We start from the raw sequence: 16,765 nt of genomic DNA on the forward strand, positions 1-16,765 counted from the left end.
TTTTCCCAAAACCGCTGCGCACTTTTGGGCGACATGCATTAGCCCACGAAAAGTCTGCCTCCGAGGCGGCAGCTGTCATGCGGCTGCAATAGGGAACGGGAAAGATCGGCCGCGGGCGGGCAGAGCTCGCACCGAGATCAATTTTCGAAAGGGGGCAGGACATGCAGACCGAACTCGACCATCTCGCCGCACTCGCCGGCAAGGGCAGGATCTCGCGGCGCGATTTCCTCGGCCGCGCGGCAGCGCTCGGCGCCTCGGCGGCACTGGCGACCACTTTGGCCGGCAAGGCTTTTGCCGCGACCCCGGTGAAAGGCGGCATCATCAAGGCCGGGCTGCAGGGTGGCGAATCGACCAACAGCCTCGATCCGGCGCTGAACCTTAGCCAGGTCACCTTCAGCTTCTGCAAGCAGTGGGGCGAATTCCTCGTCCGCCTGACGCCCGACGGCAGCGTCGAGAACCTGATCGCCGAGGAGATCGGCGCCTCGGCCGACGCCAAGACCTGGACGATGAAGATCCGCGACGGCATCGAGTTCCACAATGGCAAGACGGTGACGGCGGAAGACGTTGTCGCCACGCTCGAGCGCCATGCCGACGAGAAGTCGAAATCCGGCGCGCTCGGCATTCTAAAGAACATCAAGACCATCAAGGCCGACGGCAAGGACGTGGTCGTGACGCTCGGCGACGCCGATGCCGACTTCCCCTATATGATGGCCGACTACCATCTCGTCATCCAGCCGAATGGCGGCAAGGACAACCCGAATGCCGGCATCAGCGCCGGCCCGTACAAGGTCACCGTCAACCAGCCCGGCGTGAAGCATGGCGGCGAGCGCTTCGCCAATTACTGGCGCGGCGACAAGGCCGGCCATGCCGACCAGATCGAGATCGTCGTCATCAACGATCCGACGGCCAGGCTTGCCGCGCTGCAGGGTGGCCAGGTGCATCTCATCAACCGCGTCGAACCGAAGGTGGTCGATCTGGTCAAGCGCATGCCGGGCGTCAGCATCGAGAACGTGGCGGGGCGCGGCTATTACCCGTTCAACATGTTTTGCGACACGCCGCCCTTCGACAACAACGATTTGCGCATGGCGCTCAAGCTCGCCATGGACCGCGAGGAGATGGTCGACAAGATCCTGCGCGGCTACGGCTCGGTCGGCAACGACTTCCCGATCAACGAGGCCTATCCGCTGTTTTCCAACGACATCGACCAGCGCAAGTTCGACCCGGAGAAGGCGGCCGCCGCCTACAAGAAGTCGGGCCATAGCGGCTCGATCCTGATGCGCACCTCCGACGTCGCCTTCCCGGGCGCGGTCGACGCCGCCCAGCTCTACCAGCAGAGCGCCGCCAAGGCCGGCATCAAGATCGAGATCAAGCGCGAGCCGGGCGACGGCTACTGGTCGGAAGTGTGGAACAAGCAGCCCTTCTCGCTCTCCTACTGGGGCGGAAGGCCGACGCAGGGCCAGATGTATTCCACCGGCTATCTGTCGACCGCCGACTGGAACGACACGCGCTTCAAGCGGCCCGAATTCGACAAGATGCTCTATACGGCGCGCGCCGAGCTGGACCAGGCCAAGCGCAAGACGATCTATCGCGACATGGCGATGCTGATGCGCGACGAAGGCGGCCTGATCGTGCCGTTCTTCAACCAGTTCGTCGATGCCGCCAACACCAAGAAGATCAGCGGCTACGCCAAGAACCCCAATGGCGAGATGATGGACGGCTACGCGCTCTGCGAGTGCTGGCTGAACGCCTGATATCAGGCTATCCAAGGCAAGCGCCGCGTGTCCGCGCGACACGCGGCGCTTTTGTTTCGAAGAACAATCACAGGAACCTTCCGTGGCGCTCAAATCCAAACTGCTGCTCATCATCCTCGACGGCGTGCCCTACCGGAACTGGCGCCGGCTGATGGGCAATCTGGAGGGCTGGGCGCAGTCCGGCGAGGCGCAGGTGTGGAGGATGCGTTCGGTGCTGCCGTCGACGTCCGCCTGCTGCTACGCCTCGATCCACACCGGTGTCACGCCGCAGGTGCACGGCATCCTTTCCAACGAGAACCGCTTCCGCGTCACGCAGCCGGATATCTTCTCGGAAGTCAGCAAGGCCGGCGGCAAGACGGGCGCGGTGACCCATTCCTACTGGTCGGAATTCTTCCGTTCGTATCCGTTCGACCTTGTCGAGGACATGGAGTTCGACGATCCAAGCGGGCCGATCACCCATGGCCGCTTCCACACCATGACCGGCTACAATCTCAAGAACCAGATGACGCCGAGCGACGTCGACCTGTTCGCGACGCTGACCATGCTGGCGAAGCGCCACGGCATCGACTACGGCATCCTGCACACCTGCACGCTGGATTCGATGGGGCATCGCTTCGGCCATGACTGCCACGAGATGGACCATGCCTGTTACGCCATGGACGGAATGCTCGCGGCCTTCCTGCCGCAATGGCGCGCGGCCGGCTATGAAGTGATGGTGACGGCCGATCATGGCCAGACCGACCGTGGCCACCATGGCGGCCATGACGACGAGATGCAGGATTTCGCGCTCTATTATTTCGGTCCCGCGAAGGGCCCCGAGGCCGACACGCTGCTCGACCAGCTGCAGCTCGCGCCGACGGTGCTGAGCCGGCTTGGTGTTGAGATACCCGAGACGATGAAGGCGAAGGTGTTCTTGGGGTAAGCGCGGCTTCTCCTTCGCCTCTTGGGGGGAAGGAAAAGCGCTCCCTCTGGCAACACTCACTCTCTTCGGTTAGCCTCCGAAAAATCCTTGGCGGAGGGTGAACCTTTTTGGATCGATCAGCGACAGAGCTTCGAGGAGCCAGGCGGCTCGACCGGCCATGAATGCGACGACCGAAACCGATCGCGCGCTTGTAGACCGGGTCGCGAAGGGCGACCGGGCCGCCGTTCGGCTCCTGTTCATGCGTCACCACGCGCGGATCTACCGCTTCGTGGCGCGCCAGACGGGATCGGAAATGATGGCCGACGATATCGCGAACGAGGTCTTTCTGGAGCTGTGGAAACAGGCGGCGGGCTTCGAGGGACGCTCTGAGGTTTCCACGTGGCTGCTCGGCATCGCCCGCTTCAAGGCGCTGTCCATGCTGCGCAAGAAGAAGGAAGACTGGATCGACGACGACGACGCGGCGCAGGTTCCAGACGGCGCCGACACGCCGGAAGTCGTGACCATGAAGGAGGACAAGGCCGCCGCCTTGCGCCGCTTCGTCGACGCCTTACCGGAAGAACACCGCACGGTGATCGACCTTGCCTATTACCACGAACAGTCGGTGACCGAGATCGGCGAGGTGCTCGCCATTCCGGTCGCGACCGTCAAGACCAGGATGTTCTACGCCCGCAAGAAACTCGGCGAGGCCCTCAAGGCCGCCGGTTACGACAGGGGGTGGCCATGAGCGCCGCTGAAAAGATGTCGCGCCGCGACGAGATGGAAACGCTGCTGCCGTTCTACCTGAACGGCTCGCTGGAAGGCGCTGAACTGGAGGCCGTCGAGGAATGGCTGGCGACCGATCCGGCGGCGCTTTCAGCACTTGGCGAAGCCGAGGCCGAGTTTTCCGGCACCGCTGCCGCCAACGAGGCGATCCGGCCGCCGGCCGATGCGCTGAGCCGTTTTACCAGGGCGCTCGACGCCGAGGCCGGACCCGTGCGCGCGCCCGCCGGCCAATCCTGGCTGGCGAAAGTCTTCGGTCGGGTCGCAGCGATGCCGGCCGGCGTCGCCTGGGCGGCCGCCGCGGCGCTGCTTGCCTTGGTGCTGGTGCAGTCCTTCGAACAGCCGGGCGGCAAGGGCAACGACTTCGAGGTGGCCGGCGCCGAGGACGATCTGGCGAAGCTGCCTTTCGCGCTGGTGAAGTTCAAGCCGGATGCGAAGATGGCCGATATCGCCGCCTTCCTCGGCCAGAACGGATTGAAGATCGCCGCCGGCCCGACCGCGGATGGCGTGTTCCACCTGACGATCCCGGCCAGCACGGCGGCCGACTACGACCGGATTGTCGGCCTTATTGCCGCCCAGCCTTTCGCGGATGCTGTGATCCAGGGAAGGAAACCGGTCGGTGGCGGCTAACGCAATTCCAGGAAAAGTGCGCCGCGGTTTTCCGTCCGGAATTGTGTCGGGGCCGAAAGCCATTCTTCGCGCGGTGATCCTCGCGGCGGCATTTGTCGCCGCGCCGGCGTTCGCGCAGACCAACGACCCCAACCTGACGCAAAAGCAGGTCGATTGCCTGAACCGCACGACCGCGACGGGCGCGGGCTGCGACAAGGATGACGGCGCCAAGAACAACGGCGGGACGCCGGGCACCGCCACGGGCGGCGCGGTGTTCCTGCCGGCGCTGATCGTCGACCTGTTCCCGAACCCGCCGGCGGGCGCGGCACCACAAACGTCCGCACCGTCCAACGGAACATCGTCGAACGGTCCCGCCAACACGCCGCCGCCAGCGCCGAGCGGTCCCGTCACGGTGCCGCAAGGCCTCAACCTGGCGGAGCCGCCGCGGGCGATCGCCGGCGAGTTCGTGCCCGACGAGGTGCTGGTGACGGTCGACGGCGACGCCGGCGTGGTGCAGCAGATCGCCAACTCCTTCGGCCTGCAGGTGCGCTCGCAACGCCAGTCGCGGCTGCTCGGCAGCACGCTGGTGCGCTTCGGCATAACCGACGGGCGGCCGGTCGGCGTGGTGCTGGCGCAGCTCGCCGCCGACGGGCGCACGCAGCGGCGCGAGCCCAATCACATCTACACGCTGCAGCAGGCGGCCGGCATCGTGAACTATGCCTTCGACCGCATCGCGCTCGATTCGAAAGAAGCAAGCGGGGAAAATGTGCGCGTCGCCGTCATCGATACCGGCATCGACGACACCAACCCGGTGCTCGCCGGCGTGATTGCCGACCAGTATGACGCGATGCCCAATGTGCCGATCGAGAAGCGCGACCACGGCACTTCGGTCGACGGGCTGATCGCCGGCATCGGTCCACTGGAAGGCATGGCGCCGGGCGCCAGGATCTATCACGCGCGGGCCTTCGAAGGCGGCAAGTCGACCATGGACGTCATCCTGTCGGCGCTCGACTGGGCGGCCGAGCAGAATGTGCGCATCATCAATATGAGCTTCGTCGGGCCGAAGAACGACCTGCTCGGCACCGCCTGCCGCAATGCGCGGGCGATGGGCATGGTGCTGGTCGCGGCTGCCGGCAACAATGGGCCGAAGGCGCCCTATGGCTATCCGGCCGCGTTCGACGGCGTGATCGCGGTGACCGCCACCGACGCCAAGGACGGGCTGATGCCGCAGGCCAATCGCGGCGCCTATGTGTTCATCTCGGCGCCGGGCGTGGAGATGGTGGCGCCGAGCGGCGCCGGCTCCGACGTGGTGACCGGCACGTCCTTCGCCGCCGCGATCGTGTCCGGCGCCATCGCCAACCTGATCCACGCCGCGCCGGACCGCTCAGCCGACGATATCGAGAGGGCGCTTGCGGCAACGGCCAAGGATCTCGGCCCAAAGGGGCGGGACAATGATTTCGGCTATGGGCTGCTGGACATCAAGGCGGCCGAGGCAGCGAGGAGTAAGGTCAATCCGCTTGCCGCCACCGGGCGGGGATTTGCTGCATCTGATCCCGGCGGTTAGGTCATCGATGTCGTCGCCTGGCTCAAGGCCAAAGCCTCTATTTCCGCACTTTGGACAGACCTATCGTTATTTTTCTCGAAGGCGAACCAACGCGGTCGGCAGAGAACTAAGAAACAAAACCAGGCAAACACAGAGAAGCACTATGTCTTTGTAGAGAAACTCCCCGGCCAGATTCCACGCAATGGGATCGGTGGAGATGGGTCGTAAAGAAAAATGACCAGGTGATGAGAAACGTACCGACCCCGATCAAGGCGCCAAGGGCGGACAAGACAGGCACAAACGCCCCCCAACGCCAGGAGGGCAGCCGTCCCCAACTCGATGCATCCCAGAAGATAGGCCTCGCCTCTAATTCCAAAAATCTGGAGCCAAGAAACGAACGGACTGTTTGAGATGTAGAGAGCGATTCCTTGTGCTGACTGCGGTGTGAACTTCTGGATCCCGAACGACACGAAAATCAGCACCATTACCCACCTGAGGATGGCAAGCGGCCAATAAGAGCCGAAGCCTGTCTCAGCGATATTGAACTCTCTATGCATGCTATGTCCTTTGCCGGAAGCGATATATCAGACCAAGGAACCGCAGCCGGCAGTGGTTTTAGCAAGCTGCAGGCTCTTGAAGGCCGCACAGCTTACTTCGTCGCCAGACAAATTTCGTTACATCCCCCACACCCGAAGACAGAGGGCCCGGCAATCGCGGCGCCCATGCCTTCATCTCGGCGCCGGGCGTCGATATGGTGGCACTGAGCGGAGGCGGCTCCTGGTGCGAACCAGCTCCGCGCCTGGAACCGCTCTATAATGCCGGCCCTAACCGCACAGGGCTTCCATCATAGAAGCGCGGCAGCCGGAAGCGGCTGAGATCGTGCCCGATGTCGTTTCCCTGGATCATGTCGGAGACGACGCGGCCTATGCCGGGCCCTATGCCGAAGCCATGGCCGCTCATTCCGGTCGCGACGAAAAGACCGCCGATCGCCTGGACCCGATCCACGACGGGGACGACGTCGGGCATGGCGTCGATCATGCCGCCCCAGCCGACCTTCAGGCGAACTTTCTCGAACTGTGGAAAAAGCTGCTTGAAATTGCGCTCGATCGAACGAAGCCGGGCCGGTTCGGGGGCCGGGTTGAGCACCCGCATTCTCTCGAAAGGACTCGTCGAATCCGGCGCCCAATCGCGCGGCGTCGACCAGCCATCCGGGTAGCCTGACGGAGCGAAGGGGAAATAGCTCGCTCCGAACGGATCGTTCCTGAGGGCGGGAATGTACTTGGTGGCGTGCCGGAATGCGTCAGGCCCCAGGTAAAGCAAGTGGCTGCCACCTCCGGCGAGCGTGTAGCCGCCATCCTGTCTGCGCCGGAAAGCGATGTGGTTGTCGGCGGCCGCGCCTGCATAGATCTCAGGCAAGGGCTCCGTTGCGGCCACGGTCACCCGGACGCTGAGCTGAGGGATGGATACGCCGTGTCTTTTCAGGAACAGGGACGACCAGGCGCCGCCCGCGACCAGCACGCTGGAAGTCTCGATATATCCCGCCTCGGTCCACACACCCTTGATCCTGCCGGCCGCGGTGTCGAGGCCTCGCGCCGCGCAATTCTCGACGATCCTGGCGCCTTTGCGCACCGCAAGCCGGGCCAGCGCAGGCACCGCCAGCCAGGGTTCCGCACGCATATCGGAGGGCGTCGTCATCGCGCCCACGAACCTGCGCGACATGCCGGTGATGAGCTTCGCGGTTTCGCTCGCGTCGAGCAGGCGCGTGTCGAGCTCATGGATCGCGGCGACCTTCATGAACGCTTCGAAGCCGGCCATGTCCTTGTCGGCGTTCGCCAGGTAGGTCACGCCTGTCTGGGTGAGCCCGATGTCCTCGCCGCTTTCCTCGGCCAATTGCCGCCACAGGCGGATAGCCTCGATGACGATCGGCAGCTCATCCGCGTCCCGTCCCTGCTTTCTGATCCAGCCCCAATTTCGCGAGGACTGTTCGGCCGCGACACGGCCTTTTTCCAGCAGCGTCACCGGAATGTTCCGGGAGGCAAGGAAGAGCGCCGTCGTTACGCCGATAATGCCGCCACCGACAATCACCACCTGCGACGTCTTCGGCGGCGGCCCAGCGTATTGGATTGAATCCGCTTCGGTGAACGGGAATGTGGGCAAATGGCGTACTCTGGACGATTGGTTGACGGTTCTGGCTTACCGGTTGTCACCGTACAAGGTCAGGAGCAGGCGAAGGCGGATCATTGTCCCACGAGGTAAAGGGTGCCGGGAAGCGCTCGAAGACGCTGTCGTATCCTGACCTAGACCGGCGCCCCTGCCACCGATCCCCGCACCACAAGATCCACCGGCCAGACCTCGCCGCGGGGGCCCTCTTCGAGCCCCGATATCCGCGCCGCGAGGCGCTCGGCGACACGCGCGCCGGCAAGCCGGATCGAGGAGCGCGTGGTCGACAGCGGCACCGGGAAATTCTCCGGCCGCAGCCAGGGGAAGACGTCGTCATGGGCGACCAGCGACAGGTCGCCCGGAATGGTGAGGCCAAGGTCGCGCACGGCGCGCACGACACCCAGAGCCATGATCAGGCTGGAGCAGACGATCGCCGTCGGCGGCTCGGCCTCCTCGAGCAGGCGGCGGGCGGCGCGATGGCCGTTCTCCTCGGTCATGGTCACCGAGCGGATGTGGCGCTCGCCGAGCGTCAGCCCGCTCGCGGCAAGCGCGCGGCGCATGCCGCGCTCGCGGTGGATGGCGAAGGTCTCGCGCTCATTGCCGTTGATCAGCGCCAGGCGCTTGTGGCCGAGCTGGATCAGCAGGCGCGCCGCTTCGTGGAACGCGCCCTCATTGTCGATGTCGAGATAGGGATAGTCGAAGTCGAAGCCTTCGCTGCGGCCATGGACGATGAAGGGAATGCCCAGCGTGTTGACCAGCGCCAGCCGCTTGTCGGCCGGACGCGGCGAGGAGAGGTAGACGGCGTCGACCTGGCGGTTGGCGACGATGCGCCGGTAGGTCGTCTCCTCGTCGTCGGCATCGGCGGGCGAAAGCACGAGGTCGAGCTCGTGCGCGCGGGCATAATCGCCGAGGCCGGAGAGGAATTCCACGAAGTGCGGATCGATGTCGACGGCGGCGCCCGTCGGCAGCACATAGCCGATCATGCCCGACTTGCCGGTGGCGAGCCGGCGCGCGCTGGGGTTCGGCCGGTAGCCATGGCGCTTGGCCGCGTCCATCACCCGGCGCCGGGTTTCCTCATTGACCTCGGGATAGCCGTTCAGCGCCCGGCTCACCGTGGTCTGCGAGAGCGACAGCATATGCGAGAGTTGCTTGAGGTTCATCGGAGGCCTCCAGCCTCAAAGCGCTTTCAATTTTGAATCGATCCGATGATTGTTGGCGAGATCGCCAAGCATGACGACCTTAGAGGGGCACAGGCGCCGTTTGAAGCAAAAATTACTGCTGCAGTGCCAAAAAAACATGCTGCAGCGCACTTTCTTCGCTCAATCCGATCGAATTTAAATCGATTAACGAACGCACCCACTTGACTCCCAGGCGATTCAATGGCGAGATCAAGGCAGCCAAAGCGCTTTGGAAGTCTCTTCGAAAGGTTGCGGTTGCCCTTTCGCTGAGTCACAGTTCCGCGGGCGTCGGCGGACGAAATGGAGGTTTCGTCCTGTTTGTGACCACTGGGAGGACTTGCGATGAAGAAAATGCTTCTCTTGGGTGCGGCGTGCGCGGCACTCACCCTCAGCCTGCCGGCGCAAGCCGAACTGAAGTTCAAGCCGGGCGAGGATCAGAAGTTTCACTGGGCGAACTACGACGACCTCAAGAAGGTTGATCTCAAGGGCGAGACGCTGACGATCTTCGGGCCGTGGCGCGGCGAGGACGAGGCGCTCGTGCGTTCGGTTCTCGACTATTTCCAGGAAGCGACCGGCGCCGAGGTCAAATATTCCTCGTCCGAAAATTATGAGCAGCAGATCGTCATCGACACCCAGGCCGGCAGCCCGCCCAACATCGCCGTCCTGCCGCAGCCCGGCCTGATCCAGGACCTTGCTTCCAAGGGCGTGCTCACCCCGCTCGGCGACGACGTCGCCGCCTGGATCAAGGAAAATTACGCCGCCGGCGACTCCTGGGCCAAGCTCGGCACTTATAACGGCAAGGACGGCAAGCCCGGCTTCTACGCCTTCCCCTACAAGATCGACGTGAAAGGGCTGGTCTGGTACTCGCCCGACAATTTCGACGAGGCCGGCTACAAGGTGCCGAAGACCCAGGAAGAACTCGCCGATCTCGAAAAGAAGATCATCGCCGATGGCGGCAAGCCCTGGTGCATCGGGCTCGGCTCCGGCGGCGCCACCGGCTGGCCGGCGACCGACTGGGTCGAGGACATCATGCTGAGGACCCAGCCGCCGGAAGTCTACGACAAGTGGGTCAAGAACGAGATCCCGTTCACCGACCCGGCCGTGGTCAACGCCATCGACATCTTCGGCAAGATCGCCACCGACGACAAGATGGTGGACGGCGGCGCCAAGGCGGTCGCGGCGACCGACTTCCGCGACAGCCCAAAGGGCCTCTTCACCGTGCCGCCCAAGTGCTACATGCACCATCAGGCATCGTTCATCCCGTCGTTCTTCCCGGAAAACGTGAAGCTCGGCCAGGACGCCGACTTCTTCCCCTATCCGCCTTACGCCTCCAAGCCGGAACTGGGCACGCCGCTGGAAGTGGCCGGGACGCTGGTGATGATCACCAAGGATTCCAAGGCCTCGCGCGAATTCATCAAGTTCCTCGAAATGCCGCTCGCGCATGAATTGTGGATGGCGCAGAAGAGCTTCGTCACTCCGTTCAAGGCGGCCAACAAGGATGCCTATGGCAGCGAGGCGCTGAAGAAGCAGGGCGAGATCCTGGTCGGCGCCACGACGGTTCGGTTCGACGGATCCGACCTGATGCCCGGCAAGATCGGCGCGGGCTCCTTCTGGACCGGCATGGTCGACCTGGTCGGCGGCAAGTCGGCGCAGGACGTCGCGGCCGACATCCAGAAAAGCTGGGACGGCATCAAGTAAGCCATCCTGAAATCCTCCTCATTCTCCTAATGGATCCGGGCTACGGCCCGGGTCCGACCGGCGGCCGACGCCGGAAGCCTTCGCGTTTCGATCGTTCCGAATAACCGAAAGTCGGCGCATCCGATCGGCAGCCTCGGCTGGCCGGTCATGCGCAGGGAGAGGGACCCATGGCGGCTCAGATTTTCTCGGCCATATTCGTCATCATCATCGGCGTCGGCGGCTGTGTCGCCTATTTCTGGGGCGCCAACAGACTGCTCGACCTCATCTTCCCCTCACGCGGGGTATCCGGCGGCGCCGCGATCAACAATCTGCGCCGGCAGGGATATGTGCGGCCGTGGCTGTTCGTCGGCCCGGCGCTGATCATCCTTACGGTATACCTGATCTACCCGATGATCGCGACGCTATGGCTGTCCTTCTTCGACCGCGGCGGCACCAGTTTCGTCGGGCTCGCCAATTATGAATGGGCGGCCGGCGACCACGACCTGCGCAACTCGATCCTCAACAATATCCTGTGGCTCGCCGTGGTGCCGGCCGCCTGCACCTTCCTCGGCCTGATCATCGCCGTGCTCACCGACAAGATCTGGTGGGGCACCATCGCCAAGAGCCTGATCTTCCTGCCGCTGGCGATCTCCTTCGTCGGCGCCAGCGTGATCTGGAAATTCATCTACGAGTATCGCGGCGAGGGCCAGATCCAGATCGGCCTGCTCAACGCCATCATCCAGTATTTCGGCGGCCAGCCGCAGGTGTGGATATCGCTGCCGTTCTGGAACAACTTCTTCCTGATGGTGATCCTGATCTGGATCCAGACCGGCTTCGCCATGGTCATCCTGTCGTCGGCGCTGCGCGGCATTCCCGAAGAGACGCTCGAGGCCGCGGTGATCGACGGCGCCAACCCGTTCCAGATCTTCTGGAAGATCATGGTGCCGCAGATCTGGGGAACGATCGCGGTGGTGTGGACCACCATCACCATCCTGGTGCTGAAAGTGTTCGACATCGTGCTGACCATGACCAACGGCCAGTGGAACAGCCAGGTGCTCGCCAATCTGATGTTCGATTGGATGTTCCGCGGCGGCGGCGATTTCGGCCGCGGCGCGACCATCGCCATCATCATCATGATCGCGGTCATCCCGATCATGGTCTGGAACATCCGCCAGGCCAACAAAGAGACGGGGGGACACTGAGATGGCCGCCAAAACCGGAAAGTCCTTTATCGGCCGCTTCGGCGTCCATATCGCCGTGCTCGTCTTCGTGACGATCTGGACCATCCCCACCCTCGGCATCCTCGTCTCGTCGCTGCGCGACAAGGACCAGATCGTCGCGTCGGGCTGGTGGAACTCCTTCGCCAGCTCCAGCCAGAGCGAGGCCGGCCGATTGCCGGCCGCCTCGGCGCAGACCCAGAAGGACGGCAAATACGTCATCGAGGGCAACATCTTCGGCGACGGCCCCAAGCGCGAGATCAGCGCCTTCGGCGTGAAATCTGCCGCGCCGACGCAGTACAAGGCGGGATCGGTCGCCGACCTCAATGACGGCGTCAGCCTGCAGATGAATGCCGACGGCGGCTTCGTGCTGTCCTCACCGAAAGCCTTCGAGGGCGACCGCGGCCAGCGCGTCTATTTCGCCTCCTCGGCGCCGCCCAAATTCACCACCGACAACTATCAGGCGGTGCTGTTCTCGGAAGGCATCGGCCGCTCCTTCATGAACTCGCTGACGGTGACCATTCCAGCGACCGTGATCCCGATCCTGATCGCCGCCTTCGCGGCCTATGCGCTGGCCTGGATGCGCTTTCCCGGACGGGCGCTGCTGATCGCGGTCATCATCGGCCTTCTGGTGGTGCCGCTGCAGATGTCGCTGATCCCGTTGCTCAGGCTCTATAACGGCGTCGGCACCTTCTTCGGCGTGCCGTCCAAGACCTATCTCGGCATCTGGCTGGCGCATACCGGCTTCGGCCTGCCCTTCGCCATCTACCTGCTCAGGAGCTACATTGCCGGCCTGCCGCGCGAGATCATGGAATCGGCGCGCATCGACGGCGCCAGCGATTTCGAGATCTTCGTCAAGATCGTGCTGCCGCTGTCGTTCCCGGTACTTGCCTCCTTTGCCATCTTCCAGTTCCTGTGGGTATGGAACGATCTTCTGGTGGCGATGGTTTTCCTCGGTACGGCGCCCGATCAGATCGTGCTGACGGCCAAGCTCAACGCGCTGCTCGGCTCGCGCGGCGGCAACTGGGAGATCCTGACGACATCGGCGTTCATCACCATCATCGTGCCGCTGATCGTGTTCTTCTCGCTGCAGCGCTATTTCGTCCGCGGGCTGCTTGCCGGCTCGGTGAAAGGAGGTTGAAGACATGCAATCGGCTTTGAAGGCGACTTCGAGACCAGACCCCGCCCCAGACCCCGACATCGACCGCGACTGGTGGCGGGGCGCGGTGATCTACCAGATCTATCCGCGCTCCTACCAGGACTCCAACGACGACGGCATCGGCGACCTGAAGGGCATCGTGCAGCGCCTGCCCTACATCGCTTCGCTCGGCGTCGATGCCATCTGGATCTCGCCCTTCTTCAAATCGCCGATGAAGGATTTCGGCTACGACGTGTCGGATTATTGCGACGTCGACCCGATGTTCGGAACGCTTGCCGATTTCGACGCGCTGGTTACGGAAGCCCACCGGCTGGGGCTCAAGGTGATGATCGACGAGGTGCTGTCGCACACCGCCGACATCCACCCGTGGTTCAAGGAAAGCCGTTCCAGCCGCGGCAATCCGAAAGCCGACTGGTATGTGTGGGCCGACGCCAAGCCCGACGGCACGCCGCCCAACAACTGGCTGTCGATCTTCGGCGGCTCGGCCTGGCAGTGGGACACCAGCCGCCAGCAATATTACATGCACAACTTCCTGGCCGAGCAGCCCGACCTCAACTTCCACAATGAGCAAGTCCAGGATGCGCTGCTCGACATCACCCGTTTTTGGCTGGAGCGCGGCGTCGACGGCTTCCGCCTCGACACGATCAATTTCTACTTCCACAGCCTGGGGCTGGAGGACAATCCGCCGCTGCCGCCGGAACAGCGCAACGACCAGACCGCGCCCGCGGTCAATCCCTACAACTACCAGGACCATCTCTACGACAAGAGCCGCCCGGAGAACCTCGGCTTCCTGGAGCGCTTCCGCGCGCTGCTCGACGAATACCCGGCGCAGGCCGCCGTCGGCGAGGTGGGCGACTCCCAGCGCGGCCTGGAAGTGGTCGCCGCCTACACCGCGGACGGCAAGCGCGTGCATATGTGCTATTCCTTCGACTTCCTGGCGCCGGAGAAGATCAGCGCGGCGAAAGTGCGCGCGGTGCTGGAGGCCTTCGGCACGGTCGCCAGCGACGGCTGGTCGTGCTGGGCCTTCTCCAACCATGACGTGATGCGGGTCGCCTCGCGCTGGGCCGCCAACGAGGCGAACCCGACCGCCTATCTCAAGGTGATCTCGGCGCTTTTGATGTCGCTGCGCGGCTCGGTGTGCATCTATCAAGGCGAAGAGCTCGGCCTTGGCGAGGCGAAGCTGAAGTTCGAAGACCTGCAGGATCCCTACGGCATCCGGTTCTGGCCGGAGTTCAAGGGCCGCGACGGCTGCCGCACGCCGATGGTGTGGGACGCGGCCGCCAAGAATGGCGGGTTCTCGGCCGCCAAGCCCTGGCTGCCTGTGCCGGGCAAGCATCTGTCGCAGGCCGTCAACGTGCAGCAGGGCGACGCAAGCTCGCTGCTCGAGCACTACCGACGCTTCCTCGCCTTCCGGCGCCAGCATCCGGCGCTGGCCAAGGGCGACATCGACTTCATCGAAAGCGACGGCGACACCGTCGCCTTCACGCGCCGCGAGGGCAATGAGCGGATCGTCTGCGCCTTCAACCTCGGCAGCAAGGCCGCCGAGATCAATCTCGGCAAAGGCGCGCTGCAACCCTTGCCCGGGCATGGCTTTTCGGGACAGACTGGCAGCGGGCCGGTCCGCCTCGGCGGATACGGCGCCTGGTTCGGGCGCATCGACTGAATTTCTAAAACAGAGATCAACGGGAGAGGAAAAACATGGCCGATGTCACGCTCAACCAGGTGAAGAAATCATACGGCAACCTCAACATTCTCCACGGCATCGACCTCGACATCAAATCGGGCGAGTTCATCGTCTTCGTCGGGCCGTCGGGTTGCGGCAAGTCGACTTTGCTGAGGTCGATCGCCGGCCTCGAGGAGATCACTTCGGGCGAGCTGAAGATCGACGGCGAGGTGGTGAACGACGTGCCGCCGTCGAAGCGGGGCATCGCCATGGTGTTTCAGTCCTATGCGCTCTATCCGCATATGACCGTCTACGACAACATGGCCTTCTCGATGAAGATCGGCAAGGAAAGCAAGGCCGAGATCGACAAGCGCGTGCGCCAGGCGGCGGAGATCCTGCAGCTGACCAAGTATCTCGACCGCCTGCCCAAGGCGATGTCGGGCGGCCAGCGCCAGCGCGTCGCCATCGGCCGCGCCATCGTGCGCAACCCGAAGGTGTTCCTGTTCGACGAGCCGCTGTCGAATCTCGACGCCGCACTTCGCGTCGCCACCCGCATCGAGATCGCCAAGCTCAAGGAATCGATGCCGAACACGACGATGATCTACGTCACGCACGACCAGGTCGAGGCGATGACGCTGGCGGACCGCATCGTGGTGCTGAAGGACGGCCGGATCGAGCAGGTCGGCACGCCGATGGAACTCTACAAGCGCCCCGGTAACCTGTTCGTCGCCCAGTTCATCGGCTCGCCGGCGATGAACATCCTGCCGGCCAAGATCGACAAGGCCGGCAACCCGACCGTGGTCAGCCATGTCGGCGGCCGCAAGGCCACGGTGCCGATCGCGACGCCGGCCTCGGCCAATGGCGCGGCGGTGAGCTTCGGCGTGCGGCCGGAGGATCTCGCGATCGCGACCGGCGCGGACTATCTGTTCGAAGGCAAGGTCGACTATATCGAGCAACTCGGCGAGGTTCAGCTCGTCTATGTCGATATCGGCCGCACCGACCTGCCGCTGGTGGCCAAGCTGCCGGGCAATGTTGAGGTCAAGCGTGGCGAGACGTTGCGGCTCAACGCCAACGGCGGCGATCTGCACATCTTCGACGCCGACGGCCATTCCTTCACGCTGCATCACGAGGAAGCGAAGGCGGCCTGAGGCTTGGAGCGGTCCAGCATTCGATAGAAGCTGAAGCCTATGCGGAAAAGAAAAACGGCGGGCCAAGGCCCGCCGTTTTCTGTTCTTGCGTCGTCTCTTTGTTTTACGCAACTCCGAACGGAAAAGCGTTCAGACTTTCCTGGAATTGCTACCGCTGTTAGCGGCCGAAGAGGTTGTGGTCGCTGCCCTGAGCGGCCGGCTTGTGAACGTCGTTCGACGAGTTCAACAGCTTGTAGGCCGTCGAGTCGGTATTGATCGACGACGTGCGCGTGGTGTCCACGGCGGGAGCCGGCTGGTTGCCGCCGACGTTGCCGGTATGGCCACTCTCCGCGGCAAAAGCAGCGCCGGAAACGGCCAACAGAGCGGCCGTGGCAAGGATGATCTTCTTCATTTCAGTGCTCCTGAATCTTGCGATCCGACCGATGCGGCGGGCTAGCCCGCCGCCGGTTCAAGGTCGGCTGTTAGTTGTTGCCGAAAAGGTTGTGGTCGGCGCCCGTCGCGGCAGGCTGCTGGGTGGCCGGCGCGGACTTGTGAACCGAAGCCGTGTAGGACGAGTCGACCTGAGCGGACGCCTGATTGGCTTCGTTCGGGTTGTAATGGTCGCTACCAGCGAAGGCGCTGCCGGAAATTGCCAGAAGGGCTGCGGCAGTGAGAACAATCTTTTTCATTTTTGCTACTCCAGTATCATTATTCAGTCCGTCTAGCGGCGTGTCTTGGGAATGAAATCGCGTCGTTCGGACAACGCTGATTTGGGTGAGCCGGCTCCCGGATTCCAATCACGAAGTTTTTCCGTCTGGACCACGAATCCGCCTCTTGAAGTTTTCATAAGCATGCCTATGACTTTATTTTTATGCATATTAATCAACGTGTTATGTGAATTCTTCAGTTGGCTCACCAAATGTGTCGGAGCCCCGACGTTCACACCGTCCTGCACGCACCGTCAACAGAAACGAACCGTTCAGTTCGATTTTAGAACCTC

At 63.4% G+C, this 16,765-nt stretch carries 15 protein-coding genes; 10 read left to right on the forward strand and 5 right to left on the reverse strand.

Going from position 1 to position 16,765, the window contains the following annotated elements:
* Positions 1 to 161: 161 nt before the first annotated feature.
* The 5 genes from FJ471_RS22695 to FJ471_RS22715 all read left to right on the forward strand — a co-directional run bounded on the left by FJ471_RS22695 (position 162) and on the right by FJ471_RS22715 (position 5,605).
* Complete coding sequence (locus FJ471_RS22695; protein WP_140806976.1) at positions 162 to 1,751, forward strand: ABC transporter substrate-binding protein; 1,590 nt, start codon at positions 162 to 164, stop codon at positions 1,749 to 1,751.
* 82 nt (positions 1,752 to 1,833) lie between these two features.
* Complete coding sequence (locus FJ471_RS22700; protein WP_140806977.1) at positions 1,834 to 2,673, forward strand: alkaline phosphatase family protein; 840 nt, start codon at positions 1,834 to 1,836, stop codon at positions 2,671 to 2,673.
* A 157-nt stretch (positions 2,674 to 2,830) separates the two neighbouring features.
* Positions 2,831 to 3,397, forward strand: a complete 567-nt coding sequence (locus tag FJ471_RS22705) for a sigma-70 family RNA polymerase sigma factor (protein WP_140806978.1) — start codon at positions 2,831 to 2,833, stop codon at positions 3,395 to 3,397.
* The gene (locus FJ471_RS22710; RefSeq protein WP_140806979.1) at positions 3,394 to 4,062 is read left to right on the forward strand and encodes an anti-sigma factor; all 669 of its coding nucleotides are present in this window, start codon (positions 3,394 to 3,396) and stop codon (positions 4,060 to 4,062) included. The genes FJ471_RS22705 and FJ471_RS22710 overlap by 4 nt, the downstream gene beginning before the upstream one ends.
* A gap of 43 nt (positions 4,063 to 4,105) precedes the next feature.
* The gene (locus tag FJ471_RS22715; protein ID WP_246684797.1) at positions 4,106 to 5,605 is read left to right on the forward strand and encodes a S8 family serine peptidase; all 1,500 of its coding nucleotides are present in this window, start codon (positions 4,106 to 4,108) and stop codon (positions 5,603 to 5,605) included.
* 140 nt (positions 5,606 to 5,745) lie between these two features.
* Here FJ471_RS22715 and FJ471_RS22720 read toward each other — a convergent pair whose 3' ends face one another.
* The 3 genes from FJ471_RS22720 to FJ471_RS22730 form a co-directional block, all read right to left on the reverse strand.
* On the reverse strand, positions 5,746 to 6,141 hold the full coding sequence (locus FJ471_RS22720) for a DUF417 family protein (protein ID WP_348643361.1): 396 nt from the start codon (positions 6,139 to 6,141) through the stop codon (positions 5,746 to 5,748).
* Positions 6,142 to 6,394: 253 nt separating this feature from the next.
* The gene (locus tag FJ471_RS22725) at positions 6,395 to 7,741 is read right to left on the reverse strand and encodes an FAD-binding oxidoreductase (protein WP_140806980.1); all 1,347 of its coding nucleotides are present in this window, start codon (positions 7,739 to 7,741) and stop codon (positions 6,395 to 6,397) included.
* Positions 7,742 to 7,881: 140 nt separating this feature from the next.
* A complete protein-coding gene (locus FJ471_RS22730) occupies positions 7,882 to 8,904 on the reverse strand; it encodes a substrate-binding domain-containing protein (protein ID WP_140806981.1) in 1,023 nt (340 codons plus the stop codon).
* A gap of 360 nt (positions 8,905 to 9,264) precedes the next feature.
* On the opposite strand from FJ471_RS22730, the gene FJ471_RS22735 reads away from it, so the two are divergent.
* From FJ471_RS22735 to ugpC, 5 genes are all read left to right on the forward strand, one after another.
* On the forward strand, positions 9,265 to 10,620 hold the full coding sequence (locus FJ471_RS22735; protein WP_140806982.1) for an ABC transporter substrate-binding protein: 1,356 nt from the start codon (positions 9,265 to 9,267) through the stop codon (positions 10,618 to 10,620).
* Positions 10,621 to 10,787: 167 nt separating this feature from the next.
* Positions 10,788 to 11,801, forward strand: a complete 1,014-nt coding sequence (locus FJ471_RS22740) for a sugar ABC transporter permease (protein WP_140806983.1) — start codon at positions 10,788 to 10,790, stop codon at positions 11,799 to 11,801.
* Position 11,802: 1 nt separating this feature from the next.
* The gene (locus FJ471_RS22745) at positions 11,803 to 12,957 is read left to right on the forward strand and encodes a carbohydrate ABC transporter permease (RefSeq protein WP_140806984.1); all 1,155 of its coding nucleotides are present in this window, start codon (positions 11,803 to 11,805) and stop codon (positions 12,955 to 12,957) included.
* A 4-nt stretch (positions 12,958 to 12,961) separates the two neighbouring features.
* On the forward strand, positions 12,962 to 14,638 hold the full coding sequence (locus tag FJ471_RS22750) for an alpha-glucosidase (RefSeq protein ID WP_140806985.1): 1,677 nt from the start codon (positions 12,962 to 12,964) through the stop codon (positions 14,636 to 14,638).
* A 35-nt stretch (positions 14,639 to 14,673) separates the two neighbouring features.
* Positions 14,674 to 15,786: a sn-glycerol-3-phosphate ABC transporter ATP-binding protein UgpC gene (gene ugpC / locus FJ471_RS22755; RefSeq protein ID WP_140806986.1), complete on the forward strand. Its 1,113-nt coding sequence runs from the start codon at positions 14,674 to 14,676 to the stop codon at positions 15,784 to 15,786.
* 157 nt (positions 15,787 to 15,943) lie between these two features.
* Here the strand turns inward: ugpC and FJ471_RS22760 are convergent, their stop codons facing one another.
* Positions 15,944 to 16,177 (reverse strand): DUF680 domain-containing protein, encoded by a 234-nt coding sequence (locus tag FJ471_RS22760; RefSeq protein WP_140806987.1) that lies wholly within the window; start codon positions 16,175 to 16,177, stop codon positions 15,944 to 15,946.
* A 70-nt stretch (positions 16,178 to 16,247) separates the two neighbouring features.
* Positions 16,248 to 16,454 carry a DUF680 domain-containing protein gene (locus tag FJ471_RS22765; RefSeq protein ID WP_140806988.1) on the reverse strand — a complete coding sequence of 69 codons (207 nt, stop codon included), beginning with the start codon at positions 16,452 to 16,454 and terminating at the stop codon, positions 16,248 to 16,250.
* Between the last annotated feature and the right edge of the window lie 311 nt (positions 16,455 to 16,765).

The organism is Mesorhizobium sp. B2-7-1 (assembly GCF_006440735.1).
Lineage (GTDB): Bacteria > Pseudomonadota > Alphaproteobacteria > Rhizobiales > Rhizobiaceae > Mesorhizobium.